Origin of the sequence: Variovorax sp. J22P240, assembly GCF_030316855.1 — a bacterium.
Lineage (GTDB): Bacteria > Pseudomonadota > Gammaproteobacteria > Burkholderiales > Burkholderiaceae_C > Variovorax.
This window is the reverse complement of sequence record NZ_JASZYR010000001.1, coordinates 943,588-968,716: the sequence shown is the minus strand read 5'-3', so window position 1 is coordinate 968,716 and position 25,129 is coordinate 943,588. Positions and strand designations below refer to the sequence as shown.

At 67.5% G+C, this 25,129-nt stretch carries 27 protein-coding genes; 19 read left to right on the top strand and 8 right to left on the bottom strand.

Features of this window, described 5'->3' with window-relative positions; all coding sequences use genetic code 11:
- Position 1 precedes the first annotated feature (1 nt).
- Positions 2-826 (top strand): triphosphoribosyl-dephospho-CoA synthase, encoded by an 825-nt coding sequence (locus tag QTI24_RS04670; protein ID WP_503011198.1) that lies wholly within the window; start codon positions 2-4, stop codon positions 824-826.
- A 115-nt stretch (positions 827-941) separates the two neighbouring features.
- Positions 942-1,454, top strand: a complete 513-nt coding sequence (fae, locus tag QTI24_RS04665) for a formaldehyde-activating enzyme (protein ID WP_286598632.1) — start codon at positions 942-944, stop codon at positions 1,452-1,454.
- Between the two features lie 128 nt (positions 1,455-1,582).
- Here fae and QTI24_RS04660 read toward each other — a convergent pair whose 3' ends face one another.
- Positions 1,583-2,005 (bottom strand): dihydroneopterin aldolase, encoded by a 423-nt coding sequence (locus QTI24_RS04660; protein WP_503011216.1) that lies wholly within the window; start codon positions 2,003-2,005, stop codon positions 1,583-1,585.
- Between the two features lie 225 nt (positions 2,006-2,230).
- Here QTI24_RS04660 and QTI24_RS04655 point away from each other — a divergent pair, with 225 nt between their 5' ends.
- Genes QTI24_RS04655 through QTI24_RS04635 form a run of 5 tightly spaced genes read left to right on the top strand, consistent with a single transcriptional unit; the run spans position 2,231 to position 7,559 of the window.
- Positions 2,231-4,297: a sigma-54-dependent Fis family transcriptional regulator gene (locus tag QTI24_RS04655; protein WP_286598630.1), complete on the top strand. Its 2,067-nt coding sequence runs from the start codon at positions 2,231-2,233 to the stop codon at positions 4,295-4,297.
- Positions 4,221-4,880, top strand: coding sequence for a flavoprotein (locus QTI24_RS04650; protein WP_286598629.1), 660 nt, complete (start codon positions 4,221-4,223; stop codon positions 4,878-4,880). The genes QTI24_RS04655 and QTI24_RS04650 overlap by 77 nt, the downstream gene beginning before the upstream one ends.
- Positions 4,859-6,265 carry a DUF6513 domain-containing protein gene (locus QTI24_RS04645; protein ID WP_286598627.1) on the top strand — a complete coding sequence of 469 codons (1,407 nt, stop codon included), beginning with the start codon at positions 4,859-4,861 and terminating at the stop codon, positions 6,263-6,265. The genes QTI24_RS04650 and QTI24_RS04645 overlap by 22 nt, the downstream gene beginning before the upstream one ends.
- Positions 6,262-6,855: a DUF447 domain-containing protein gene (locus tag QTI24_RS04640; RefSeq protein ID WP_286598626.1), complete on the top strand. Its 594-nt coding sequence runs from the start codon at positions 6,262-6,264 to the stop codon at positions 6,853-6,855. The genes QTI24_RS04645 and QTI24_RS04640 overlap by 4 nt, the downstream gene beginning before the upstream one ends.
- Complete coding sequence (locus QTI24_RS04635) at positions 6,852-7,559, top strand: (5-formylfuran-3-yl)methyl phosphate synthase (protein ID WP_286598624.1); 708 nt, start codon at positions 6,852-6,854, stop codon at positions 7,557-7,559. The genes QTI24_RS04640 and QTI24_RS04635 overlap by 4 nt, the downstream gene beginning before the upstream one ends.
- On the opposite strand, the gene QTI24_RS04630 is transcribed toward QTI24_RS04635, so the two are convergent.
- Genes QTI24_RS04630 through QTI24_RS04620 form a run of 3 tightly spaced genes read right to left on the bottom strand, consistent with a single transcriptional unit; the run spans position 7,553 to position 10,237 of the window.
- A complete protein-coding gene (locus tag QTI24_RS04630) occupies positions 7,553-8,152 on the bottom strand; it encodes an amino acid kinase family protein (protein ID WP_286598623.1) in 600 nt (199 codons plus the stop codon). The genes QTI24_RS04635 and QTI24_RS04630 overlap by 7 nt on opposite strands.
- Positions 8,122-9,279 (bottom strand): hydantoinase/oxoprolinase family protein, encoded by a 1,158-nt coding sequence (locus tag QTI24_RS04625; protein WP_286598622.1) that lies wholly within the window; start codon positions 9,277-9,279, stop codon positions 8,122-8,124. Before QTI24_RS04625 ends, QTI24_RS04630 begins: the two co-directional genes overlap by 31 nt.
- Complete coding sequence (locus QTI24_RS04620; RefSeq protein ID WP_286598620.1) at positions 9,272-10,237, bottom strand: ATP-grasp domain-containing protein; 966 nt, start codon at positions 10,235-10,237, stop codon at positions 9,272-9,274. Before QTI24_RS04620 ends, QTI24_RS04625 begins: the two co-directional genes overlap by 8 nt.
- A gap of 33 nt (positions 10,238-10,270) precedes the next feature.
- On the opposite strand from QTI24_RS04620, the gene QTI24_RS04615 reads away from it, so the two are divergent.
- From QTI24_RS04615 to QTI24_RS04585, 7 genes are all read left to right on the top strand, one after another.
- Entirely contained in the window at positions 10,271-10,978 is a 708-nt protein-coding gene (locus QTI24_RS04615) for a HisA/HisF-related TIM barrel protein (RefSeq protein WP_286598618.1), read from the top strand.
- A gap of 309 nt (positions 10,979-11,287) precedes the next feature.
- On the top strand, positions 11,288-12,595 hold the full coding sequence (locus QTI24_RS04610; RefSeq protein WP_286598616.1) for a molybdopterin-binding domain-containing protein: 1,308 nt from the start codon (positions 11,288-11,290) through the stop codon (positions 12,593-12,595).
- Entirely contained in the window at positions 12,592-14,283 is a 1,692-nt protein-coding gene (locus QTI24_RS04605) for a formylmethanofuran dehydrogenase subunit A (RefSeq protein WP_286598614.1), read from the top strand. Before QTI24_RS04610 ends, QTI24_RS04605 begins: the two co-directional genes overlap by 4 nt.
- Positions 14,280-15,203 carry a formylmethanofuran--tetrahydromethanopterin N-formyltransferase gene (fhcD, locus tag QTI24_RS04600; RefSeq protein ID WP_286598613.1) on the top strand — a complete coding sequence of 308 codons (924 nt, stop codon included), beginning with the start codon at positions 14,280-14,282 and terminating at the stop codon, positions 15,201-15,203. The genes QTI24_RS04605 and fhcD overlap by 4 nt, the downstream gene beginning before the upstream one ends.
- Positions 15,200-16,015, top strand: a complete 816-nt coding sequence (locus QTI24_RS04595; protein WP_286598611.1) for a formylmethanofuran dehydrogenase subunit C — start codon at positions 15,200-15,202, stop codon at positions 16,013-16,015. The genes fhcD and QTI24_RS04595 overlap by 4 nt, the downstream gene beginning before the upstream one ends.
- A 15-nt stretch (positions 16,016-16,030) precedes the next feature.
- Positions 16,031-17,926 (top strand): chorismate-binding protein, encoded by a 1,896-nt coding sequence (locus tag QTI24_RS04590; RefSeq protein WP_286598610.1) that lies wholly within the window; start codon positions 16,031-16,033, stop codon positions 17,924-17,926.
- A 1-nt stretch (position 17,927) separates the two neighbouring features.
- Positions 17,928-18,632 (top strand): HAD family hydrolase, encoded by a 705-nt coding sequence (locus QTI24_RS04585; protein ID WP_286598608.1) that lies wholly within the window; start codon positions 17,928-17,930, stop codon positions 18,630-18,632.
- On the opposite strand, the gene QTI24_RS04580 is transcribed toward QTI24_RS04585, so the two are convergent.
- Together QTI24_RS04580 and QTI24_RS04575 are read right to left on the bottom strand one after the other, a co-directional pair.
- Entirely contained in the window at positions 18,623-19,252 is a 630-nt protein-coding gene (locus tag QTI24_RS04580; RefSeq protein WP_286598607.1) for a response regulator, read from the bottom strand. The two genes, QTI24_RS04585 and QTI24_RS04580, sit on opposite strands and share 10 nt — an antisense overlap.
- Complete coding sequence (locus QTI24_RS04575) at positions 19,249-20,610, bottom strand: HAMP domain-containing protein (RefSeq protein WP_286598605.1); 1,362 nt, start codon at positions 20,608-20,610, stop codon at positions 19,249-19,251. Before QTI24_RS04575 ends, QTI24_RS04580 begins: the two co-directional genes overlap by 4 nt.
- Positions 20,611-20,816: 206 nt before the next feature.
- On the opposite strand from QTI24_RS04575, the gene pqqA reads away from it, so the two are divergent.
- The 5 genes from pqqA to pqqE all read left to right on the top strand — a co-directional run bounded on the left by pqqA (position 20,817) and on the right by pqqE (position 24,026).
- Entirely contained in the window at positions 20,817-20,891 is a 75-nt protein-coding gene (pqqA, locus tag QTI24_RS04570) for a pyrroloquinoline quinone precursor peptide PqqA (protein ID WP_286567061.1), read from the top strand.
- A gap of 90 nt (positions 20,892-20,981) precedes the next feature.
- Entirely contained in the window at positions 20,982-21,902 is a 921-nt protein-coding gene (pqqB, locus tag QTI24_RS04565; RefSeq protein ID WP_286598604.1) for a pyrroloquinoline quinone biosynthesis protein PqqB, read from the top strand.
- Positions 21,899-22,615, top strand: a complete 717-nt coding sequence (pqqC, locus tag QTI24_RS04560) for a pyrroloquinoline-quinone synthase PqqC (RefSeq protein WP_286598602.1) — start codon at positions 21,899-21,901, stop codon at positions 22,613-22,615. Before pqqB ends, pqqC begins: the two co-directional genes overlap by 4 nt.
- Complete coding sequence (pqqD, locus tag QTI24_RS04555) at positions 22,612-22,887, top strand: pyrroloquinoline quinone biosynthesis peptide chaperone PqqD (protein WP_286598601.1); 276 nt, start codon at positions 22,612-22,614, stop codon at positions 22,885-22,887. Before pqqC ends, pqqD begins: the two co-directional genes overlap by 4 nt.
- The gene (gene pqqE, locus QTI24_RS04550; RefSeq protein WP_286598599.1) at positions 22,878-24,026 is read left to right on the top strand and encodes a pyrroloquinoline quinone biosynthesis protein PqqE; all 1,149 of its coding nucleotides are present in this window, start codon (positions 22,878-22,880) and stop codon (positions 24,024-24,026) included. Before pqqD ends, pqqE begins: the two co-directional genes overlap by 10 nt.
- A gap of 20 nt (positions 24,027-24,046) precedes the next feature.
- Here pqqE and QTI24_RS04545 read toward each other — a convergent pair whose 3' ends face one another.
- Entirely contained in the window at positions 24,047-24,430 is a 384-nt protein-coding gene (locus QTI24_RS04545; RefSeq protein ID WP_286598598.1) for a hypothetical protein, read from the bottom strand.
- Between the two features lie 10 nt (positions 24,431-24,440).
- The gene (locus QTI24_RS04540) at positions 24,441-25,118 is read right to left on the bottom strand and encodes a hypothetical protein (RefSeq protein ID WP_286598596.1); all 678 of its coding nucleotides are present in this window, start codon (positions 25,116-25,118) and stop codon (positions 24,441-24,443) included.
- Positions 25,119-25,129 lie beyond the last annotated feature (11 nt).

Here is a 25,129-nt window from a genome sequence, read left to right as displayed (position 1 = left end):
CGTGGACGTGCGCAAGCCGGGCAATGTCAGCCGGGCATCGGCCGGACACGGCATGACGGCCGAGACCTTCATCGCGAGCGCACGGGCCGTGGCGGGGCCGCTGTTCGAGTCCGGCGCATCGGTGGGTGAGCGGATCGAGGCGTCGGTGGAAGCGACTTGGGCGGCCGCCGGCTGCAACAGCAATCTTGGCATCGTGCTGCTGTGCGCGCCCATTGCCCGGGCTGTCGAACTGCGGCCCGACGCCACGGTGCCGGCGGACTTGCGGGAGGCTGTCGAATCCGTGCTGGGCGAACTCGATCTGTCCGATGCCCAGGCGGCCTTCCGCGCCATCGCGCGCGCTCGTCCGGGCGGTCTGGCCACCGCGCCGGAGCAGGACGTCAGGCACCCGCCGAGCGTGGACCTGCGTGCGGCGATGGCGCTCGCTGCACACCGCGACAGCATTGCACGCCAGTATCGCGACGCCTACTACGACCTGTTCGAGTTGGGGGGGCCGACGCTCGGAACCAGGTTCACATTGATGGCGACCTCGGTCAGTGGCGCGCCGGATACGGGCACCGTCGCAGCGGTCCAGCGGCTCTATCTGGCGCTGCTCAGCAGCTTTCCCGATTCACACATTGTTCGAATTCATGGCGAAGCCGTGGCACACATTGTCATGACTGCGGCGCAGGGATGGCGGGTACGCCAGCGCTGCCATGGCGGGCTCGACGTCGATCCCGATTTCGCGGCCTGGGACGCCTCGCTCAAGGCAGATCGCATCAACCCGGGGACGACGGCCGATTTGACGGTGGCCGCGTTGCTGATCTCGGGCCTGACGGGCCCATCGTGATCTGCCGCCGCGCCGCCCGGCCCGGGTGGCACGGATCGTGATACCTGACACGTTGCGCTGGCCGTCAGGCCAGTGTCCCCTATGGCCCCAGAACGCACTCAGGAGACTAATAACCATGGCAAAAATTGATCGCATGATGGTCGGCGAGTCACTCGTCGGTGAGGGCAACGAGGTCGCTCACATCGATCTGATCATCGGGCCGCGCGGCAGCCCTGCCGAAACAGCCTTCGCGAACGCTCTCACCAACCAGAAGGACGGCTTCACCTGTCTTCTGGCCGTGGTTGCACCCAACCTGCTGACCAAGCCGGCGACAGTGCTCTTCAACAAGGTCACCATCAAGGGCGCCAAGCAGGCCGTGCAGATGTTCGGTCCGGCCCAGCGGGCCGTTGCCATGGCGGTGGCCGACTGCGTCGAAGACGGCACCATCCCGGCCGACGAAGCCGACAACCTGTTCATCTGCGTCGGCGTCTTCATCCACTGGCTGGCCGACGACGACACGAAGATCCAGGACTACAACTACCAGGCCACCAAGGAGTCCATCCAGCGTGCCGTCTCCGGTTCGCCCACGGCCGCCGAGGTCGTCGCCAAGAAGGGCAGCGCCGCCCATCCGTTCGCGGCGCACAGCTGAAGTCGCCCCCAGGCTGCGCGCACTTCGTGTCGCTTCGCCAACCCCCTTCCGGGGGCAACACCCAGCGGCCCGGCGAAGCCGGTTCCGCGGTGTTCCTGGAAGGGGCCGGGCGCTTGGTTGGCGCTTTTCTACTCAGGCACCATGCCAGAACCGATCAGGCGCAGGACTGCGCCTGAGTGGGAGGAGAGCGTCTCGTCGGGCGGTGCCCGGCGCTCGATCTGCACGCCGACGGCATTGACGTCGTCGAACTTCCGTGGCTTCGCCACCTTGACACGAACCCAGATCGCGCCGAACTCGCGGATGACGATATCGGCAATGGCTTCGGCGAAGGCCTCGAGCAACTGCAACTCGTGTTCCGCCAGCAGGCGACGCAGCCGCTCGCACACTGCGCCGTAGTCGATGGTGTCGGCGATGCGATCGGTGTCGCAGGCGCGTGCGCGGGCGAGACCTGCGTGCACGTCGATGACCAGCGGCTGTGCGCGGTGCAATTCCGTCTCGTGGATGCCGATGACCGTGTGGCCGACGAAGCCTTCGATGAAGATCACGTCCAACGCGGGCCGGTCCGCCAACGAGGGCGGGGCGATCCAGGGCGTGGAACTCGGGGAGTGATGGCCAGAGGTCAACGTGCGCTTTCGTTAGTGGCTCGTGCGTGGCGGCATGTTGTCGCAAAAAGTATCTTTTGCGTGCAACACATCACAAGCTGCAAAATGCGGGCCATACACACAGTGGCCCCAGGCACCATGCATCGGGCAGGCCGGCCGCACATGGAGACATCGATGGCGCTGACCCTTCGAAAAGGCGAAAAGCCTGCCGACCCGCACGCGGATCGTGTGCTGGACATCGTGCGCGGCGGGCTTCAGGACCAGACCACCGACGTGGTGACGAGTTCCTGGATCCGCTGCCTCAACGAATACAACCTGCGGCCGGACAAGCCGCATGGCCCGAACATCATCGCGCGCGGACCGCTCGAGGAGCGGCGCGCGCGCCACGCCGCCGTGATCGAGTGCGCGCGGTACGAGATGACCACGCTGTACCAGCAACTGGCCGACAACGAGATGGCCGTGTTGTTGACCGACACGGATGGCGTGATCCTGCACATGGTGTCGTCGCCCGAGTTCGCTGCCGAGGTCGGGCCGCTGGGGTTGCGCGCCGGCGGCATCTGGAGCGAAACCGAAGCCGGCACCAACGGCATGGGAACTTGCCTGGCCGCGGCGGGCCCGGTGACCGTGTGCCGCGACGATCACTTCTACACGCAGTTCACCCAGCTCACCTGTTCGGCCGTCCCGGTGTTCGACCCCACGGGCAACATCGTCGCCGCGCTCGATGTGACGAGCCGTTCCAGCCTGATGCAGCAGCACCTCCTGGTGTTGTTGTCCATGACCGCACGGATGATCGAGAACCGCCTGATCGATCGCCAGTTCCGCAACGCCCATCCGCTGCATTTCCACAGCCGCCCGGAGTTTGTCTACACCCTGCACGAGGGCAAGCTGGCGGTGGACGACGACGGGCGCATCCTTGCCGCCAATCGCAGCGCGATGTTCCAGCTCGGGCTGCAGTCGATGGACCAGATCCGCTCGCGGCGCATCGAAGACCTGTTCCAGACTTCGCTCGCCGACATGCTGCAGCGCAGCGCATCCTCGTCGTTCCACCCGGTCGTCACCTACGGCACCGACGCGGCACTGCGCTTCTTCGCAGTCGCGCGGCGCCCGGCCTCGGCGGCGGATGCGATGGCCGTCTCGTTGCCGTCGGGCGACTCGTCGACGGCTCCGATCGCGCGTGCAAAGGCCCGGCCGGCCGTCCTCAGCGCCGCGACGGCCGATTGCACTTTCGAAGACCCGCGGCTCGAGGAACAGTTGGGGATCGGCCGGCGGGTGATCGCCCGTGGCACGCCGGTGCTGGTCTGCGGCGAAACCGGCTCGGGCAAGGAGGTGTTCGCGCGTGCGCTGCACGACGGCAGCCCGCGCTCGGCAGGCCCCTTCGTGGCGATCAATTGCGCAAGCCTGCCCGAAGCCCTGATCGAATCCGAACTCTTCGGCTATTGCGCCGGCGCATTCACTGGCGCGCAGCGTTCAGGGCGCCGCGGCAAGGTCCTGCAGGCGGACGGCGGCACGCTGTTTCTCGACGAAATCGCCGACATGCCGCTGGAACTGCAATCGCGCCTGCTGCGCGTGCTCGACGAGCGCCGCGTCACGCCACTGGGGACCGAGGAAAGCCATGCGGTCGAATTCCAGCTGATCAGCGCCAGCCATCGCTACTTGCCGACGTTGGTGCGTGAGGGGAAGTTCCGCGAAGACCTGTACTACCGGCTCGCGGGCATCGAAGTGCAATTGCCGCCGCTGCGCGAGCGCAGCGACAGGCTCGCGCTGATTCGCGCCCTGCTGGCCACCGAGGGTGGCCCCGATGCGTCCCTGAGCCCCGAGGCCGAGCGCCTGCTCATGGCACACGCCTGGCCCGGCAACATCCGCCAGCTGAGGCATGCGCTGCGCACCGCGGCTGCGCTGGCCGATGGCAAGCCGATCACCCGCGTCCACCTGCCTGCGATGGCCGTCAACCTCCAACCGGCGTCAGGGATCCATGGCGAACGGGTCGATTCGATTGCGCCGGCTTCGACATCGGCCGCGGCGCCGGGAACCGCACGCGACGGGCAAGGCGACAACGCGCCAGGCTGTGCCAAGCTCAACTTGATCCAGGCCAACGAACGCCAACTGCTGCTGCAAATGCTCGAACAGCACCGGTGGAACGTGAGCAACGTCGCCAAGGCACTGGATGTCAGCCGGAACACGCTCTACCGCAAGATCCACAAGCTCCAGATCGAGGTCTCCCATCCCGAGCAAGAATCCTGAGACTTCCCCGGCCGACGATGGCGAGCTGCGTTCGCGTTTCGCCTGGTGCGTGACCGGCTCCGGCCACTTTCTGGACGAGGCGCTGGCGCTGGCCGCACGCCTGCCGAAGGTCGACCTGTTCCTCTCGGCCGCCGGCGAAGAGGTGCTGGAGATCTACAGGCTGCACCTCGATGACCTGAAGTCGCGCTTCAGGATCTTTCGCGACAAGACGGCCAGCGGCGTGCCCGTGGGCATGCTGTACGAGGACATTTATCACACCGTCGTCGTTGCCCCGGCCACCAGCAACACGGTGGCCAAGTGCGCCTACGGCATCAGCGATTCGCTGCCGACCAACATGTTTGCGCAGGCCGGCAAGCGGGGCATACCGGGCATCGTGTTTGCATGCGATACCGAGCCGGTGGTTGTGACCCGGTCGCCGCACGATTGGGTCACGCTGCGGCCGAGGCGAATCGAACTCGACAACGTGGAGCGCCTTCGCGGGATCGATTTCTGCCGGGTCGTCACCTCACCGGCCGAGCTCGAAGCCGCACTGGACGTCCGACTGAAGGAAATCTCGCTCGCATGGAACACATCCTCTTCCTGACCGGGCACCTCGCGCAGCCGAGTCTGGAGCGGGTGCTGGCCAGCATCGATTCCGCGCCCTTCACCTGGGAAGTGCGAGACCTGGGCCTGCAGGTGGCCGGGCTGATGACGGCCGACATGATCCGCCGCCGGGTGCCTCTGACGGCGGGCGTCGACCGCATCGTCGTGCCGGGGCGCTGTCGTGGCGACATGGAGGCTCTGGCGCGCCATTTCGGCATTCCGGTGCAGCGCGGCCCCGAGGAGGTGAAAGACCTGCCGCGCTTTTTCGACCGCGCTGCCAAGGCCATCACGCTGGACGAATACGAGGTCGCGATCTTTGCCGAGATCGTCGATGCGCCCCGCCTGACCGTGCCGGAAGTCGTTGCGCGCGCCGGGCTCCTGCGCGCCGACGGCGCCAATGTCATCGACCTGGGCTGCCTGCCGGAGACCCCGTTCGAACACCTCGAAGAGTGCGTCCTGGCGCTGAAGGCCGAGGGCTTCCGGGTCAGCGTCGATTCGGTCGATAGCGGCGAGTTGCTCCGCGGCGGCCGGGCGGGCGCCGACTACCTGCTCAGCCTGACGGTGGATACCTTGTGGGTGGCGGATGAGGTCGCATCCACGCCGGTCCTGATCCCTCGCGTCCCCAGCGATGAAGCCTCGCTGCACGAGGCGGTCGAAATCATGCAGCGGCGGGGCAGGGAGTTCCTCGCCGATTCGATCCTCGACCCGATTCCCTTCGGCCTGACTGCATCCATCGTGCGCTATCACCGGCTGCGCGAGCGCTTTCCCGAGGTGCCGATCATGATGGGCGTGGGCAATCTGACCGAGCTGACGGAAGCCGACACCAGCGGCATCAACGCCTTGCTGTTCGGGATCTGCGCCGAGCTCGACGTCGCCGCTGTCTTGACCACGCAAGTCAGCAACCACGCCCGCCGCGCGGTGAAGGAGGCCGACTGGGCACGCCGCATCATGTATGCCGCGCGCCACCACGGCACGCTGCCCAAGGGCATGACCGATGCGTTGATGACGGTGCATTCCAAGCGCCCGTTCCTCGACACGCCCGAAGAGATCGCGGCCACCGCCGCGCAAGTGCGCGATCCCAACTTCCGCGTGCAGGTGTCGGTGAGCGGCTTGCACGTCTACAACCGCGACGGGCTGCGCAGGGGGCAGGGCGCATTCGAACTGTGGCCGCAACTCGGCCTCGAAGACGATGCGGCGCATGCGTTCTACATGGGCGTGGAACTGGCGCACGCCGAGATCGCCCACAAGCTCGGCAAGCGCTACGTACAGGATCAGCCACTGGACTGGGGATGCGCCATCGATCGCAGCGCCGAAAACCTCGATGCGTGGTGCGCGCCGGGCACGACGAAGGCCCCACGCAAGACGACCGAAGAGCCCTTCAAATGAACGACGTGATCTTTGAAACCGTCGTGACCACGGTCGCGCCCGACGGCAAGCCGCATGTCGCACCGATGGGCGTGCGCTACCACGACGACCAGGTGGTGCTGATGCCGTTCAAGCCATCGACGACCTACGACAACATCTGCGCGACCGCCTGCGCCGTGCTCAACATCGTGACCGATACCCGCGTCTTCGCCGGCTGCGTGACCGGCCGCCGCGACTGGCCGACGCGGCCGGCCGAGAAGATCGTGGGCGTTCGCCTGGACAGTGCCCTGAGCCATGTGGAGTTGAGGCTCGCCGAGCTGATCGACGATGCGCAGCGCCCGGTGCTGCGCATGACGCGGGTGCACGAGGTCACGCACGCGAACTTCGCCGGCTTCAACCGCGCGCAGGCGGCGGTGATCGAGGGTGCCGTGCTGGTGAGCCGCCTGCACATGCTGCCGCCGCACAAGGTCGACAGCGAGATGGCCTACCTGCAGATCGCCCTCGACAAGACGGCCGGCCCCGAGGAGCGCGAAGCCTGGGGTTGGCTGGTAGACGCCGTGCAGCGCCACCGGGCCGGCACCACCCATGTCACACAGGGACCATCGTCATGAAACTGCTCGTCAGCGTTCGCAGTGTCGAGGAAGCCTTGCTGGCTGCGGACGGGGGAGCCGACTTCATCGACCTCAAGGAACCGGGCCGCGGTGCGTTGGGCGGCCTGCCGATCACTACCATCCGCGAGATCGTGGGTGCGCTGCGCCGGCATGGCGGCGGCTTGGACATCAGCGCCACCATCGGCGACGTGGCGATGCACGAGGGGGGCCGCATCGCGGCGTGCGTCGAGGCAGTCGGTGCGTGTGGCGTCGACTATGTGAAGGTCGGCATCGAGCGCGTGCCGCAGGCGCGGTCGGTGCTCGACGCACTCGCTTCCAGCGGCTGGCCCATCGTGCCGGTGTTCATCGCCGACAAGGGACTGGAGTTGGCCGATGTGGCACATGCCTGCGCCTTGGGGTTCGCCGGCGTGATGGCCGACACCTTCGACAAGCGTGCCGGCAGCCTGTTCGACGCTGTGCGGATGGACGAATTGCGGCGCTTCATCGTCACGGCGCGCGCGGCGGGGACGATGGTCGGTCTGGCGGGCGCCCTGCGCGTCGCGCATGAACCCTTGTTGCGCGCGCTAGCGCCCGACTTCGCGGGCTTCCGGACCGCGGTGTGCGTCGGCGACCGAAGTTCGGCGCTCGACCCCCAGCGCCTGCGGACGCTGGTCGCGCTGATGCACCGCCATGCGGCCGCCGAATCCGGCGCGCCGAATCATTGATCGTCGAAGCGGACGTGACCCAGCAACAATGATCGAATTCGGCCCACCTCGTTGAAGTGGACGATGTCGATCGGAAAGGCCGCGCCGTCCGACAGTGCCCCGAAACGCTGGTCGACGACGCCCGCATCTCCCAACTCGGCCAGGCTCAATCGCGGGTCGATCTCGCACGACTTGACCAGTACCAGCCGCTCGGCATTCAGGCGACTTGCGAGATCGAGTGCGATGCTGTCGGACGTGAACTCCCAGTTCGTCTGCGCGGTCGTCCGGTTGCGTTGCAGTTCGAGGGGCAGCCACAGCGCCGTCTGCCCCTTGTGCAGCACGCGACTGATGTCCGACCGGGTGCGCGTGAGCTGCAATGCGGGATTCAGGCCGTGCACCAGGTAGGCGGTTTGCGCCATCGCGAGGACCGCCATGTTGTGCGCGCTGAGGTCACTGAAGTGCCACTGTGCCTGGGCACGCCTCACTTCGTCGCCGAAGGTGCCGCCACCGCAGACCACGATCACGCGGCCCCCACCGCATTCGGCCAGCAGGTCGAGCCATGCCGGCAGCATCGGATTCGCGTTCAGGCTGCCGCCGATCTTGACGATCCACATACCGAAGGGTCCATGTCGAAAAGCGTTGCCACGGCAACGCACGGAGCGCACACCTGAGCCCAGTCCTGCACCGCGGCGCGGCCGGTGCCTGCTTGCGTCCGTGCGCGCACCACGTCCCGGCCATAGGCGACGTGGCGGTCCGCGGTCCATGGCTGCGGCGTGCCCGCCCTGGCGCTCGCCACCACGTCGCGCACCAGGAAGTCGCCGCAACCGGCGCTGACGATCACCGCGTCGTGCGCAAGCTCGTGCGTTTCCATCACGCGGCGCATCTCGCCTCCGAGCACGCCCACCTGCACGGCCCGCCAGGACCGCGCGAAGTCCAGCCACTCGCCGGGTGAGCCGTCGCGTCGGTCGAGCCCGATCATGCGGGCCAGCCGTTGGCGGGTGGCGTCCAGTTCCTTGTCGGCGTTGTCGGCGCTGGGGTGCAGATCGTGGGCGGGGTTCAGTTCACCGGTGAGTCGGTACACGTCGGCGGTGGTCGCGAACAGCTCGTTCATGACGTTGTGCGGCGTCCCAAGCCAATCGATGCGCTGCGCCACCGCGCACAGCGGCGTGCGCACCACGCCGTGGTAGACCAGTTCGCCGCTGGCCAGACGCTGTGCATCGGTGCGGCTGTGCGTCAGGACGCGTCCGTTCCTGAACGCGATCAGGTCGGTGGTGGTGCTGCCGATGTCCATCAGCAAGCCGGTGCCGACGCACTGTGCAGCATGGCGTGCTGTCGCGAGCCAGTTGGCCGATGCGATGGAATTCCACAGGGCCGGCACCTCTGCGTCGCGGCACCAGCCGGCATCGCCGGCGAAGAAATGAACGGCGCCCGGGCCGCCCCCGAGGCGCGGAGGGTCCGGCGCAGGCAGCGCCCGAGCCAGCTCTGCCGCGATCTTCCGCACGCCGTCTTCGCGGTCCGCGAACAGGTCGACCATCTCACCGGTCATCGTGACGGCGTGCTGAGCCTCAGCCAGCCCGGCCCATCGCTGCCGCGCTGCCTGCAGCACCGCATCGAGCCGGTCCATGCCCATCCAGAGAGCGCAGGGCCATTGCGCCACGTCGAGTACCTCACCGCCTTGCAGAAGGCAAGCCTTGGCGTGTGCGCCGCCGATGTCCCAGCCGATCACGGTGCGCTCAGGCATGACTGTGCGCCGCCTTCGGCTTGGAAGCCCGCTCGTCGTCCCGGGTCGCGATCACCTCGGCCGCCAAGTTGCGGCCCAGTGAGCGCGAGAGGCCCACGTAGGCGCTGGTCACGCGCGGATTGACCTCGATCACCACGGGTCCGCGCCGTTGATGCCACACGAGGTCGATGCCGACGAAGCCCCGCAGACCGGGGATGGCCTGGTGCACGCGTGCGGCCAGGGTGCCCAGCGCCGCGGCGCGCGGATCGGTGAGCGGTATCACATTCACCTCGACACTGCGAAACGACAGGAAGCCTTGCTCGTCGATGTCCAGGTGTTGGCGGTTGATGCTCAGCAGATCGCATCGTTTCCTGCCGCACAACAGGGACAGGCTGAGCGCGGCGCCCTCGACCCATGGCTCGACCGCCATCGGGCTGCCGGCTCGCGAGCGCCCCGACCAGTCGTCCACCGCCGCAGCCGGGTCGTGATGCAGGCGGGTCGCGACGGCGCCGGCACCGTCGTCCGGCTTGACCACCCAGCGCGTGGTCTCCTGCTCGTGCTCGAAGGCCAATGGCGTGGCAATGCCTGCTTCGGCCAGCGTCATCAAGGTCATGCGCTTGCGCGTCGCGAGTTGGATGGCCGGGCCTTCGCAGCCCAGCCAGCGGCCCGGATCGACGCACTGGCTAAGCCGCGCCAGCAGGCCGTCGGTCTCCGGTGCGACCACCCAGGCGAGGTCGTGCGCGTCGGCTTGGCGCGCGACGAAATCGAAGGCCGACTCGCCAGGGCGCGGCGTGACCGGACGGGCAGGCTCCGGCACGGCCGACGCCAGCTGGCAGGTGGCGACCGACACCTCATGGTTTCCAAGGCGAAGCAAGTCGGCCATGATGGCATCCCGCATGGACTGGCCCATCGCCAGCAGTTCGCCGGGGGCCATCTCCCCGCCGCCGCTCAGGTACTCGTAGACAAAGATCCGATTCATCGCTCCACCCGTCACCCCCTTCGTTCGCTCGACATGAACCTCATTCCCGTCATCGACCTCATGCAGGGCCAAGTGGTGCGTGCCGTGCGCGGCAACCGCCAGGCCTACCGGCCCATCGAATCGCGGCTTTGCCATAGCAGCGACCCGGTGACGGTGGCGAAGATCCTCTGCGAGCACTGCGCCACGCGCCAGCTGTACGTGGCCGACCTCGACGCCTTGCTCGGGCACCCCGGCCAGTCGACGGTCTTGCGCACACTGCTGCAAGCCATGCCCGGGCTGGAACTGTGGCTCGACGCCGGTTTCGCGAACGCAGGCGCGGCCGATGCGCTCAGGCTCGAATTTGGTGCGGCCGGCGCACGGGTCGTTCCGGTCTTCGGCAGCGAGTCGCTGGCGTCGCGCGAAGAACTCGAGCATTGTTTCAGTGGTGGTAGCAACGGCGAAGGCGTGCTGTCGCTGGACCGCCGCGACGGCCAGCACATGGACGCCGCGGGCTGCTGGGATGCGCCCGCGCTGTGGCCGCGGCGCGTGATCGTCATGACGCTCGAGCGCGTCGGTGCAGGTGCCGGTCCCGACCTGGAGACCCTGGACGACGTGCGCCGCAAATCGCCTGCGACCTTCTTCGTCGGGGCCGGCGGCATTCGCAATCCGGGTGACCTGGAGGCCGCCGGCGCCGCCGGTGCCGGAGCCTGGTTGGTGGCCAGCGCACTGCACGACGGCGGACTGCCCCGGGTGCGCGGCTGACGAAAGGCGATGTTGGTTTGCATCATGGGTTTACCCGCATCACGTTTCGTGCCACCTTGCTCGCCCCCAGGCTTGCCCACTTCGTGTGGCCGCCCGCCCCCTGCCGGGGGCAATACCGGCGGCCCGGCGGAGCCGGTTCCGCGGTATTCCTGGGATTAGGAAAACCGAGGTGGTGCGTCCGGGCCAGAACTGCAACACGCGGCGCCACACAGTGTTTCACTTCTGGCGGCTTTCCATTCGCCATCCGTTCGCACTCGCGCTGCACCAGTGAGGCGTTCGGTGGGCACATCGCTTGCGTGAAACAGCGCGATGACTGAATCCTTGCTGGCGAGGGAAGGCGGTACGGCGCGCTGGACCTGTCCTTTTTGTGTGTTGCTTTGCGACGATCTGAGCGTCCGGACCAGCGCGTCCGGCGCGTCGCTGGAACTGGCCGATGGCCAGTGCGCCAGCGCGCGCGTCGGCCTCGCGCGCTTTTCGGCCACTCCTTCGGCCGCGACACCGCTGATCGATGGGAATGCCGCCGAACTGCCCGATGCGATCGCAGAGGCTGCCCGCATCCTGGCGGCGTGCAGGCAGCCACTTTTCGGCGGCCTGGGCACCGACGTGGCAGGCGCCCGCGCCGTGTACCGCCTGGCCTGCGAAACCGGCGCGATCTGCGACCCCGCCGGTGGCACGGCGCTGATGCAGTCCGTGCGCTCGCTGCAGGATCGGGGCGGCTTCAGCACCACACTGGCCGAGGTGCGCACCCGCGCCGACCTCATCGTCTGCCTGGGCGAACTGCCTGCCGCGGAAGCTGCCGAGTTCCTTGCGCGCTGCGGGTTGGGGGAGGCGAGCCTGGTTCCGCAGCGGCACGTGGTGTTGCTGGGGGACGCGGCGGCCGCCCAGGCCGAACTGACGGCGCTGGCCCGCCACAGCGGCGTCACGACCGAGGTGGTCCCGCTGCACGGCGACTTGTTCTCCACGGTGGCCTTGCTGTCGGCGCTGCTGGCGAGACGCGCCGTGCGCTCAGCGCCCCTGCCGCTCGCTGCATTGGCCGAGCGCTTGCGCGCCGCACGCTACGCCGTGATCGTCGGCCAAACGGGCCGGTTGCCGGCGCAAGGCGCCTTGATCATCGAAGGCGTCCATCGCATCGTCAGCACACTCAACAGCACCACGCGCGCGGGTGCGATGTGGCTGGGTGGCGGCAACGGCGCGGGCACGGTCAACGAGGTATTCACCTGGCTCTCGGGCTTGCCCCTGCGCTCCCGCTCCGGCCCCGCCGGGCTGGAGCACGAACCGCTGTGCTTCGACGCCGAGCGCCTTCTGGCCGACGCGGCCGTAGATGGCCTGCTGTGGATTTCGAGCTTCGACCCCACGTGCGCGCCGCCCGATTCACCTGTGCCGCTGGTCCTGCTGGGGCATCCCGACCTGGCTTCGCCGGCAGCGCGCGTCGGGAGCGTGTTCATTCCCGTGTCGACACCGGGCATCGGATCGGCCGGCCATCTCTTCCGCGCCGACGGCGGCACGGTGCTGCCGCTGGTTCCGGTCTATCGCGACACCTTGCCCACGCTGGCCGAAGTGGTCGGCAGCATCACGCAGGATGTGCGGGCGTCACGCGCCAAGGCGGCCAGCCCATGAGCAGCATGCGCCTTCGCGGCGGTCGCGTCATCGATCCGACCCAGCCCGCCGACACCGTGCGAGACCTGTGCGTGCTGGACGGCCGCATCGCGTCGCTCGATGCGCGCGATCCGGTCGATGTCGAGGTCGACGCGAGCGGCTGCGTCGTGATGGCGGGCGGCATCGACATGCACACGCACATCGGTGGCGGCAAGGTCAACCTCGCGCGCCTGCTGATGCCCGAGCTTCATCGCGCCAATGGCAATCCGATGGCGCTCTCGGCCAACCCGCTCGAACTGGCGTCCTGCGGCGGCTGTGCGCCCGGCACGCTGGCCACGGGCTACCGCTATGTGGAGATGGGCTACACCGCCGCCTTCGAGCCGGCGATGGTCGCGAGCAATGCGCGCCACGCGCACATGGAAATGGGCGACACGCCGATCCTCGATCACGGCGCCTACGTGATGCTCGGCAATGACGAGCTGTTTCTCGAACTGCTCTCCAAGGGCGGCGAAGGCGGGCACAACTTCGAGATCCTCCGCGACTACATGGGCTGGACGATCCACGCGACCAAGGCGATGGGCGTCAAGGTGGTCAACCCCGCGGGCATTTCGGCCTTCAAGTTCAACCAGCGCAAGCTGGACGTCGACGAGCGCCATGTCCACTGGCAGGTGACGCCGCGCCAGGTGGTGCACACGCTGGCGCGGGCCCTGCGCGAACTCGGCGTGCCGCACCCGCTGCACATCCACGGCAGCAACCTCGGCGTGGCCGGCAACATCGAATCGACGCTCCAGACCATCCAGGCGCTGGAAGGATTGCCCGCGCACCTGACGCACGTGCAGTTCCACGCCTATGGCACCGACGGGCCGAAGAAGTTCTCATCGGCGGCGTTGCAGCTCGCTGAAGCCGTCAATGCCAACCCGAACGTCAGCATCGATGTCGGACAGATCATGTTCGGCCAGACCGTCACCGCCTCGGGCGACACGATGCGCCAGCATGCCCAATCCGGGCTCGCCAGCCCGCGAAAGTGGGCCGGCAGCGACATCGAGTGCGAGGCCGGCTGCGGAGTCGTTCCCTTCAGGTACCGTGAGCAAAGCTATGTGAATGCCTTGCAGTGGGTCATCGGCTTGGAGATTTTCCTGCTCGTCACGGACCCGTGGCGCGTGGTGCTGACCACCGACCACCCCAACGGCGGACCGTTCACCAGCTACCCGCATCTGATCCGCCTGCTGATGGACCGCAGCTTCCGCGAGGAGCAACTGGCGAAGCTGCACCCGGACGTGGCGGCGAACTGCGCGTTGCGCTCGATCACGCGCGAGCTGACGCTGCGGGAGATCGCCATCATGACGCGCGCCGCGCCCGCGCGGCTGCTGGGCTTGCGCGACAGGGGGCACCTGGGCATGGGTGCGGCGGCGGACATTGCGGTGTACCGCGAACAGGCTGACCGCGAAGCGATGTTCACCACGCCCGAGTTCGTCTTCAAGGATGGCGGGCTGGTGGCGCGCGGAGGTCGCATCACTGCCGTGCCAGTCGGCGGCACCCATTTCGTCGAGCCGGACTACGACCGCGGCATCGAGAAGACCTTGCGCAAGCACCTCGCGGCGCACGGCTCCGTGAATTTCGATCACATCGCGATCGGCCACGACGAACTGTGCAGTTGCTGCAACGGCGGTCGCCTCTTGCCTGCTGCGTGTTTCAAGGGCGTGTCATGAGCGACCCTCTCATCCGGAATGGTGTGCAGATCGACGACGGCTTCGCCGAAGCCTTTCCGATGAAGGCCACGCGCATCATCATCACCGCGCACAACGCCACTTGGGCGCGCCATGCGGCGGTGTCGGCGACCGGCCTGGCCACCTCGGTGATCGCCTGCGGCTGCGAGGCAGGCATCGAACGCGAACTCGGGCCCGAAGAGACGCCCGACGGCCGCCCCGGCCTCAGCGTGCTGATCTTCTCGATGTCGGGCAAGGAGCTGGCCAAGCAGGTCGAGCGGCGTGTCGGCCAATGCGTGCTGACCTGCCCGACGACCGCCGTCTACTCCGGCATCGCCGAAGGGGAAGCGATCGCGCTGGGGCAGAACCTTCGCTTCTTCGGCGATGGTTGGCAGATCTCGAAGGTGATCGATGGTGTGCGCTATTGGCGGGTGCCGGTGATGGACGGCGAGTTCGTCGCGCAGGAAAGCACTGCGGTGGTGAAGGGCGTGGGCGGCGGCAACCTGCTGCTGCTGTGCAGCGACACCGACAGCGCGCTGGCCGTCTCCGAGGCGGCAGTCAACGCGATGAGGACGCTGCCCAACGTGATCCTGCCCTTTCCCGGAGGCGTGGTGCGTTCCGGCTCGAAGGTGGGCAGCAAGTACGCGGCCCTGAACGCTTCGACCAATGACGCCTTCTGCCCGAGCCTCTACGGCCTGGTGGCCCATAGCGAGCTGACGCCGCAAACACGCTGCGTGATGGAGATCGTGATCGACGGCCTGACCGAAGCCGATGTCGGCGCGGCGATGCGCGTGGGCATGCAGGCTGGCATCGCATGCGGTGCGGCCTGTGGGCTGCTGCGCATTTCGGCGGGCAACTACGGCGGCAAGCTCGGCCCGTTCCACTTCCATCTGCGCAAGCTGCTGGGGGAGGGCGGTCCATGAGCGGCTGGCGCTTGACGCTCAAGGCATCGCCTGCACTCCGGGTGGACCTGCGCGGCGTGACGCCTGGGGCGTTGGCGAATTTGTCGGTCACCGAGGTCGAGCGCTTGACTGTGGGGTATGGCAACGCATGGGTCCCGCTGGCAGAGTTCTTCAAGCTGGAGCCGCACGACAGCGACGGGCTCGTTTTCGACGGCGACTTGTCGCGCTTCGATCGCGTGGGCTGGCAGTTGGCGGGGGGGCGCATCCATGTCGATGGCAACGTCGGGCACTACGCCGGCGGTTGCATGAGCGCGGGCGAGCTGATCGTCAACGGCCGCGCCGGCCTGCTGGCCGCCTGCGAGATGGCAGGCGGCACCTTCACCGTGCAGGGCGATGTGGACGATTTCGCGGCCAGCACTTTGCCGGGCAGCATGGACGGCATGCGCGGCGGCACCTTCGTCGTCAAGGGTAATGCCGGTGCGCGATTCGGGGATCGCATGCGGCGCGGCAGCGCGATCGTGCACGGCGATGCCGGCGACTTCCTGGCCTCGCGCGTGGTCGCTGGCACCATTGCCGTCGGCGGGCGCCCCGGAGCGCACGCGGGCTGGGGCATGCGGCGCGGCAGCGTCGTGTTCGCCAGCGGTCAGGCGGCTTGGGACGCTCCCGCGACCTTCGTTCCCGCGCTTGCTGCGGCGGAGGTGTTCTGGCAATTGCTGGCACGCGATCTGGCACGCCACGGCGGACCCTTCGCGGCGCTGGGCAACCGGCGCATCGAACGGCACCTGGGGGACTTGGCAGTGGACGGCAGGGGCGAGATGATCATTGCCTTTTAGCTAGCGAACCGTACCTTGAAAACCTCGCCCACCGATTGTTTCGCACTGCTCGACGATAGCGAGGCGACCCCCGACCGGCCGACGAGCCGGCTGTACCGTGGCTTCGTGCGCGAGCACCACTGCACGGACCCAGCCGGCCTCGATGCCATGTGGGCCCCGGTGGATGCCGACCTGCGTGACGGGTTGCACGCCGTTCTGCTCATCGACTACGAATGGGGCGCCAAGCTCCTGAAGGCGGGCCACGAACGGCTCGGCAACGACGACGCATCCGCCCTGCGCGTGCTGATGTTCCGTGAGCTTTCGCGACTCTCGGCCGCCGAGGTGGGCGATTGGCTCGCGGGCCTCGAACCGGGGCCGGTGTCCGCGGCCGGCGTGATGGACCTGGCGCCCAGCGTGGATGAGCCGGCGTTCACCGAGGCCATAGCGCACATCCACGAGGCCATCGCAGCCGGCGAGACCTATCAGGTCAACTACACCTTCCGACTGCTCGGACAAGCCTATGGATCGCCGGTGGCGCTGTATCGGCGATTGCGCGGTCGCCAGCCGGTGTCCTACGGCGCGCTGATCACCTTGCCCGCACGTTGCGGATCCGTGGATGCGGTGACACACGTGCTGTCCTGCTCGCCGGAACTCTTCCTTCGCCACGAGGAAGGCCTGCTCACCGCCCGGCCCATGAAAGGCACGGCCTCGCGCGCGCAAGGCGTAGAAGGCGACAGCGAGACCGCGCGACTGCTGTCGATCGACGTCAAGAACCGGGCCGAGAACGTGATGATCGTCGACCTGCTGCGCAATGACCTGGGCCGCCTCGCGCAGATCGGCAGCGTGAAGGTGGCGGAACTGTTCGCGATCGAGCCCTACAACACGCTGTTCCAGATGACCTCCACCGTGCAGGCCCGCTTGAAGCCCGAAGTCGGCTTTCCGGAGGTGCTGCGTGCCGTGTTCCCGTGCGGCTCGATCACCGGTGCGCCCAAGCACCACACGATGCAGTTGATCTCCGGATTGGAGACCACGCCCCGCGGCCTCTATTGCGGCGCCATCGGCTGGATGGATGCGCCGGAGGCCGTGGCGCGCGTGGGCGACTTCTGCTTGTCGGTGGCGATTCGAACACTGACGCTGGGGCACGAAGTGCGGGGCCTGCGGCCCGCGCGCCTGGGCATCGGCGCGGGCATCGTGGCGGACAGCCAGGCCGTCGACGAGTTCAGGGAAAGTCATCTGAAGGCGCGATTCCTGACCGGCCTGGATCCCGGCTTCGAATTGTTCGAGACGATGCTTGCCGTGTCGGAGCAAGGCGCCCGGCCGGTGCTTCGCCATCTGGATCGCCATCTGGCGCGGATGGCGCACAGCGCCCGCGTGCTGGGTTTTGGATTCGACCGTGCTTCGGCCCTGGACGCCGTGTCGGGGCTCGTCCAGTCCTTGCCGCCCGACATGCGCTGGCGCGTGCGGTTGGCACTGTCCCATGACGGGAGCCTGCAGTTCCAGCATGCGGCCCTTGCGCCCCTGGAAGTCGAATCGGTCGTGCTCCGGGTGGCCGACGAACGCCTGCCCAATTTCAATCCGTTGGCCGCCCACAAGACCACGCTGCGTCAGGTGTACGACGAAGGCGTACGTGCTGCCGAGCGTGTCGGCGCATTCGACAGCCTGTTCTTCACGACCGATGGCCGCCTGGTCGAAGGCGGTCGTACGTCGGTGTTCCTGAAGATCGATGGCCGATGGATCACGCCCCCGGTGACCGACGGCGCGCTGCCGGGCGTGATGCGCGGCTGCCTGCTCGAAGACCCGGCGTGGGGCGCCATCGAGCGCAGCCTGGGGTGGAGCGATCTGCAGCGGGCCGAGGCCATCGTCGTGTGCAATGCGCTGCGTGGCGCGTTGCCCGCGCGGCTGCTGCAAGCCGTGCCTGCGCAGGTCGAGTGACATGGGCTCCGGCAAGCTCGCGCTGTTCGATCTGGACCTCACGTTGATCCCTTTCGACAGCGGCATGGCCTGGACCCAATTCCTGATCGGGCGGGGCATCCTGCCGGGCGAGGCCGAGGGGCGCTACCTGGCTTACTGTCACGAATACATCGCAGGCACGCTAGACATCCATGCCATGCACCGCGCGAACATGCAGCCGCTGCTTCAGTATTCACGGGCAACGCTCACTCAATGGCAGCAGGACTTCAAGCGCGAGATGGCTCCCCGCATGCCGGCATGGGCCCTGGCGCTTGTGAAGCGCCATCAGGACAACGGTGACCTGTGCGCGATCGTAACGGCGACCACGGAACTGATCTCCGGCCCGATCGCGCGCCTGTTCGGCATCGACCAACTGGTGGCAACGCGTCCCGCCACCGTGGATGGATTGGCAGGGGGCCCGTTCACCGGAGAGATCGACGGTGAGCCCTGCTACCGACATCACAAGGTGACACGGGTCAATGAATGGCTGGCTTCGCAGCCCCAAGGCTCGCGGCGCAGCCTGGCCGAGTTCGAGCAATCGTGGTTCTATTCGGACGCCATCGGCGATCTGCCGTTGCTCAGTGCGGTCTCCCACCCGGTCGCAGTCTCCCCGGATGAAAGACTTCGTGCGCACGCGTCGCAATCCGGATGGCAGATCCTTGATCCGGGACCGGTCTCTCAAGCCTGAATCAGCCCCCACCGCAGCGCGACCAGCGTCAGCTCCGACTGGTTGCTCGCGCCCAGCTTCTGCTTGACGTGGTACAGATGCGTCCCCACCGTGCTCGGCGACAGGTTCAGGGTCTCGGCGATCTGCGCCACGGTCTGGCCGCGCGCAAGCTGGATGAAGACCGAGAACTCGCGTTCGCTCAGCGTATCGGCCGGACTGGTGTCGCCTTCGAGCTGCGTCAGCGCCAGCGCCTGTGCGGTGCGGCCGTCGACATAGCGCTCGCCGCGCGCCACCGCGGTGACTGCGGCGATCAGCGCGTCGGGCGCGCTGCGCTTCGTCAGGTAGCCGAGCGCTCCGGCGCGCAGCACGCGCCTCGGATGGGCGGTGTCTTCGTGGGCCGAGAGGGCCAGGATGCGCGCCTTCGGGTCTTGCGCCAGCAGGCGCCGGACCGCCTCCAGGCCACCCATGCCCGGCATCGAAATGTCCATCACCACGACGTCCGGCCTGACTCGCGGGTAGTCGATGCAGGCTTGTTCGCCGCTCTCGGCTTCCGCCACCACTTCGACCTGCGCGTCGGCCAGCAGCATGCGAAAGCCCACGCGTACCAATGCGTGGTCGTCGACCAGGAGTACGCGGATCATGCGGCGCCCTCGCTGGCCGACAGGGGCAAGCGCACCTGCAGGCGCACGCCATGGGGCGAAACGCGCCCGATCTCCAGGGTGCCCTTCAGCGCCTCGACTCGTTCGGCCAGCCAGCGCAGTCCGTAGTGGCCACTGCGCTGCGGATCCTCGGGCGGCATGCCGCTGCCGTCGTCGACGAGTTCCAGCGTCAATTCGCCGGCGAGGTATTGCAGGGTGAGTTGCAGGCGATGGGCCCTGCCGTGGCGCAGCGCATTGGTGAGGCCTTCCTGCGCCGCCCGGTACAGGGCGAGCGATGCGTCGGCGCCCGGCACCGCGTCGGACAGCTCGACCTTCAGCGCGATCTGCACGTCCGCGTGGGTGCGCTGCGTGCGCTCGACGAGGTCGTTCAGCGCCTCGGCCAGGCCGAAGTTGTCCAGCACCAGGGGTGTCAGGCGGGGGATGATGCCGTGCATCGCGTCGTACAGGCGCGAGGATTCGTCGGCGATCAGGCGCGCCGCCTGTTCGGCCTGCGGGTCGAACGAGTGCACACGCGTGGCGATCGACAGCGCCATGCTTCGCATCGCCGTGACCGACTGGCCGAGCTCGTCATGCAGTTCCCGCGCGATCATGCGGCGCTCGGCTTCGATGTGCTTGTCGATCCACTGCGCGAGGTCGCGGCTGTCGGAGAGCTGCATCTCGGCGCGCACCGCACGGCGTTCGGTCTCGATGTGGCCCTGCAGGACGCCGACCATGCGGTTGAAGGCCGCGCCGATGGCCGCGGCCTCGGTGCCTGCCAGTGGCGGCAGCGCCGCGTTGAACTGCCCGGCTTGCAGCTGGTTCAGGGCCCGGACGATCTGGCCGAAGGGCCGCACCGCACGCCCCACCAGCCAGAACACCATGGCATTGACCACGAGCAGGAATCCCAGCGCGCCCACGGCGAGCGTCACCACGTAGTCCCAGGCGTCGACTTCAGCCCGCGAGGCGTTCGCCCGCACGACCAGCTTGCCGTCGGGGAACTCGATGGCCTGCACGGAGGGGGTTGGCGTGATCAGCGCGCTGAACCAGTCCGGCGCGTCACGGCCGGCCTTGTAGGTGGGCGGCGGGGAGCGGTAGAGCTCGCGTCCTTCCGCATCGAACAGCGTGAGATCGTTGGAGCGGATCCGTCCGATGCTCTGCAGGAAAGCCAGCATGGCCGGCGTGCCTTGTGCCGCGTAGCGCAAGGCCGTGCCCTGCAGCAGCAGCGCGGCAACGCGGTTGGCCGCCACCACTTCCTCATGCACGGATTCGCGCATGCTGCGCAGTTCCAACGCCAGCACGGTCGCTGCGAAAAAGAAAGTCAGCGAAACGACGATGAGGTTGATCTTCAGCCGAAGGCTCATGAGTGGAGGTGGCCCGGATTGGATCGGACGCGGGCCATGGTAGCGGCTCGCCGGGCCCGGCGTCAGGTTCGATTCATGAAAATCATGAGCCTCGAATCATGATCCGCGGGCTGTGCGGGTCACGCTCGAAGGGAGACCATGCATCAAGGGATCGAAAGATTCCCGCGGCACCACACGGTGTCCGTGTCATTTCAAAGGAGACCTTTATGAAATGGGAAACCCCGACCGCGACTGACGTGCGCCTCGGCTTCGAAATCACGATGTACGTGGCTGCCCGCTGACGCCGGTTGCGGCAGGTCCGGCACTCCGGGGGCATGGCCTTCGGCGTGTCGGCTTGTCTGCACCCGGTCGGGCGTCGTCCATCCTCGCCGATGCGCATCACCGTCCTGGGTTCGGCTGCCGGCGGAGGCTTTCCGCAGTGGAACTGCAATTGCCGGAACTGCGCGGGACTGCGAGCGGGCACGCTGAAAGCAAAGGCACGTACGCAGTCGTCGATCTTCGTTCAGCCTGACGGCGGCGTGGACGGCGTGCTGTTCAACGCATCTCCCGACATCCTCGAGCAGATCCGCAGCAAGCCCGTGCTGCAACCCGCGCGTTCACTGCGCGATTCGGCCATCGCCGGCGTGGTGCTGATGGATGGTCAGATCGATCACGCGACCGGGCTCTTCATGCTGCGCGAGCGCAAGGGCGCGTTGCCCTTGTGGTGTACCGACCCGGTCGCCGAGGACCTGAGCCAAGGCAACCCCGTGCTGCGCGTCCTCGACCACTACTGCGGCGTGGACCGGCATCGCATCGCCCTGGACGGCGGTTCGTTCGCCGTGACAGGCGTCGCGGACCTGAGCTTTCGCGCCTTGCCGCTGTCGAGCAAGGCCGCGCCTTACTCGCCGCACCGCGATCGGCCGGTGCCGGGAGACAACATCGGGATCCTGATCTCCGATGACCGCAGCGGCAGGCGGGCGTTCTACGCACCCGGGCTCGGGCAGATCACGCCCGAGGTGTTCGACGCCATGGCGCTCGCCGACTGCGTCATGGTCGACGGCACCTTCTGGACCGATGACGAGATGCCGCGCCTCGGCCTGGGCACGAAGACCGCCCGCGACATCGGTCACCTGCCGCAGTCGGGCCCTGGCGGAATGATCGAGTGGATGGCCAAGCTGCCGCAGCACACGCGGCGCATGCTCATCCACGTCAACAACACCAATCCGATCCTCGACGAAGACTCCGATGAGCGTGCGACGCTGACGCGCGCCGGCATCGCGGTCTGCGAGGACAACATGCAGATCGACGTATGACTCAGACCACCCCGGCATGGACGAGGGACGAATTCGAGGCGCAACTGCGCGAGCGCGGTCGCGCCTATCACATCCACCACCCGTTCAATCTCATGCTCAACAGTGGCCGCGCGACGCAAGAGCAGGTACGGGGCTGGGTCGCCAACCGCTTCTATTACCAGATCGCGATTCCGATCAAGGATGCGGCGGTGCTGTCCAACTGCCCCGACCAGGAGGTCCGGCGCGGCTGGGTGCAGCGCATCCTCGACCACGATGGGTTCGAGTTGAACGGCGTGCGCGACGAAGGCGGCATCGAAGCCTGGCTGCGTCTCGCCACGGCGGTGGGCCTCACACGCGAAGAAGTGCTCGACTTGCGCCACGTGGCGCCGGCGATGCGCTTCGCGGTCGACGCCTACGTGAACTTCGCTCGCCGGGCGCCGTGGCAAGAGGCGGTTTGCTCGTCGCTGACGGAACTCTTTGCGCCCGAGATCCACAAGCAGCGGCTGGCGAACTGGCCCGAGCACTACCCGTGGATCGAGCCGGAAGGCATGTCGTATTTCCGCAGCCGGGTCAGCCAGGCGCGGCGCGACGTGGAGCAGGGGCTGGCGATCACGCTCGCGCACTTCACCACCCGGCCCATGCAGGAAAGGGCGCTGGAGGTGCTGCAGTTCAAGCTCGACATCCTGTGGGCGATGAGTGATGCGATGGCCCTGAAATACGGAGTGACTCCATGACGCCGCCGAGCATCGCCACCCAGCCGCGTGTCGGAACGGGCTTTCGCCTGCAATGGGAGCCGGCGCAAGACTGCCACGTGCTGCTCTATCCGGAGGGCATGGTGAAGCTGAACCAGAGCGGCGGCGAGATCCTGAAGCGCTGCGACGGGCAGCGCAGCGTGGCGGCCATCGTCAGCGAGTTGGAGCAGGCCTTTTCGACCCAGGGGCTGGGCGAGGACGTGCTGGCCTTCGTCGAGATGGCCGGAAAGCAACGGTGGCTGGCATGGGACTGACACAGCACGCACCCCCGGGGCCTCCGCTCTGGCTGCTGGCGGAGCTGACCTACCGCTGCCCGCTGCATTGCGTGTTTTGCTACAACCCGATCGACTTTGCGCGGCAGGAAGAAGAGCTCACGACCGAGGACTGGCTGAGGGTATTGCGCCAGGGGCGCGAACTGGGCGCCGTGCAACTGGGCCTGTCGGGCGGCGAACCCCTGGTGCGGGACGACCTGGAGACGATCACGGCCGAAGCGCATCGGCTGGGCTACTACACCAACCTGCTGACGTCCGGCGTCGGCCTGACGGCGGCGCGCGCCGTGGCGCTGAAAGCCGCCGGGCTCGACCACGTCCAGTTGTCCTTCCAGGACTCCACGAAGGAGATGAACGACTTTCTTTCGCACACCAAGACCTTCGAGCTCAAAAGCCGCGTCGCGAAGATCATCAAGGATCAGGGCTGGCCGATGGTGATGAACGTGGTGATCCACCGCATGAACATCGACCACATCGACCGCATCATCGGCATGGCGGCCGAACTCGGCGCCGAGTATCTGGAGCTCGCGAACACGCAGTACTACTCTTGGGCCTTCCTGAACCGCGATCACTTGCTGCCGACGCATGCACAGCTGCAGCAGGCCGAGCGCACCACCGACGCCTGGCGGGCCCGCATGGGCGAGCGCATGCGGATCTTCTTCGTTGCGCCCGACTACCACGAAGGCACGCCCAAGCGGTGCGTCAACGGCTGGGGCAGCACCTTCCTCAACGTGACGCCCGACGGCACGGCCTTGCCTTGCCACACGGCGAAGATGCTGCCAGGGCTGAGCTTTCCGAACGTTCGCGCACATGACCTGCGCGAGATCTGGTTCGATTCCGAGGGCTTCAACCGCTATCGCGGCACCGGCTGGATGAAGGAGCCGTGTGCGAGTTGCGAATTCCGCGAGCAGGACCTGGGCGGGTGCCGCTGCCAGGCCTACATGCTGGCCAACGACCCGGCCGTTGCCGACCCGGCCTGCGTGAAGAGTCCGCACCATCACCTGGTGGAAGAGGCCGTCGAGCGCGCGGGCAGCTTGTCGCCGGCGGGTGCCGTGGAGCATCCCCTGGTGTTTCGCGCGCCGGAGAACTCGCGTCGGCTCGGCGGGGTGCCCGTCGAATCCTGAAGTGCCTGGCTGCGCGCCGACTACCTTGCGTCGGGGGTGATGAAGCAGCCTTTTTCGGCCTTGGCCTGGAGCTCGCGGTAGCGCTTGGCCTGAGGCTCCAGCGAAGGCACGTCGCGAATCGCGCCGCCACGCTCGCCGCCGATGGACATGGCCTTGGTGATCGTGCTCATCGTCACGTAGTCCTTGTACTTGACGTTGGTGGCCAGCGCGTCGAGCGCGCACGAGCACTTGTTGATCATTTCGAACTGAGGACCAGGGTGCGCGCGCATGCATTCCTGCACGTAGAGCACACGGTCCGCGGTGGGGAAGTCGTTTGCATGGGCTGGGCTCGCGCCCATCAGCAGGGCTCCGCACAGGCCCAGCAGCAGAAGGGGCGACTTGAGCGATGTGGGCGAACGTTGCATGGGAGGTCCGTCAGGGTTGGCGTCCGGCGCCGTCGATAAGCATCTCCTCGGCCATCAACGGCGCCGAGGCGGCGGATTCTCCGTCGATTCGGCTGCGGATGCCATAGAGGCCGCCCGGTACGGCATCCGACAGCAGGAAGACATAGGTCTTGTTGGCCAGCTTTTCGAATCGCGCGCGAAGCGGATCGTCGAGGTAGGGCGAGATGCTGATCTCCCGCACCGCGACCGGCTTGCCGCGATAGGGCAGGTTGACGGTGCGCACCGTGGCACCCTGGTACACCGCCATGCGGATGCGCTTGCGGAAGTAGTTGGCCTGGCCTTTCGTCAGGCGCTGCATCTCGCGAATGTCCCGTTCGAGGAAGTAGAGGATGGCCGGGTTGCCTTCGGCGCTTTCGATCTCGGGCTGGCGCACAGCGCGCGCGCCGCTGAAGAACTCGGCGCGAACAGCGCAGCACTTGCCGTCGGGCTGCGCCGTCAGCATCAGGCTCACCGTGTCGTCGAAGGGCTCTTCCAGGGTCCCGGTCTTGTGAAAGGCGTAGTGCAGGGTGAGCGGAGGCCGCAGCCCGGCGAGTTGGTTGTCCATGAAGAGCGCCCGTTCGGCCACCGAGAAATCGGTCGCCGCCACGGCCAGCCAGGGCATCCACCAGATCAACGCGAGTGCCAGTCTGAGGGCGGAAATTGCGTTCATCGGGAGGAGGG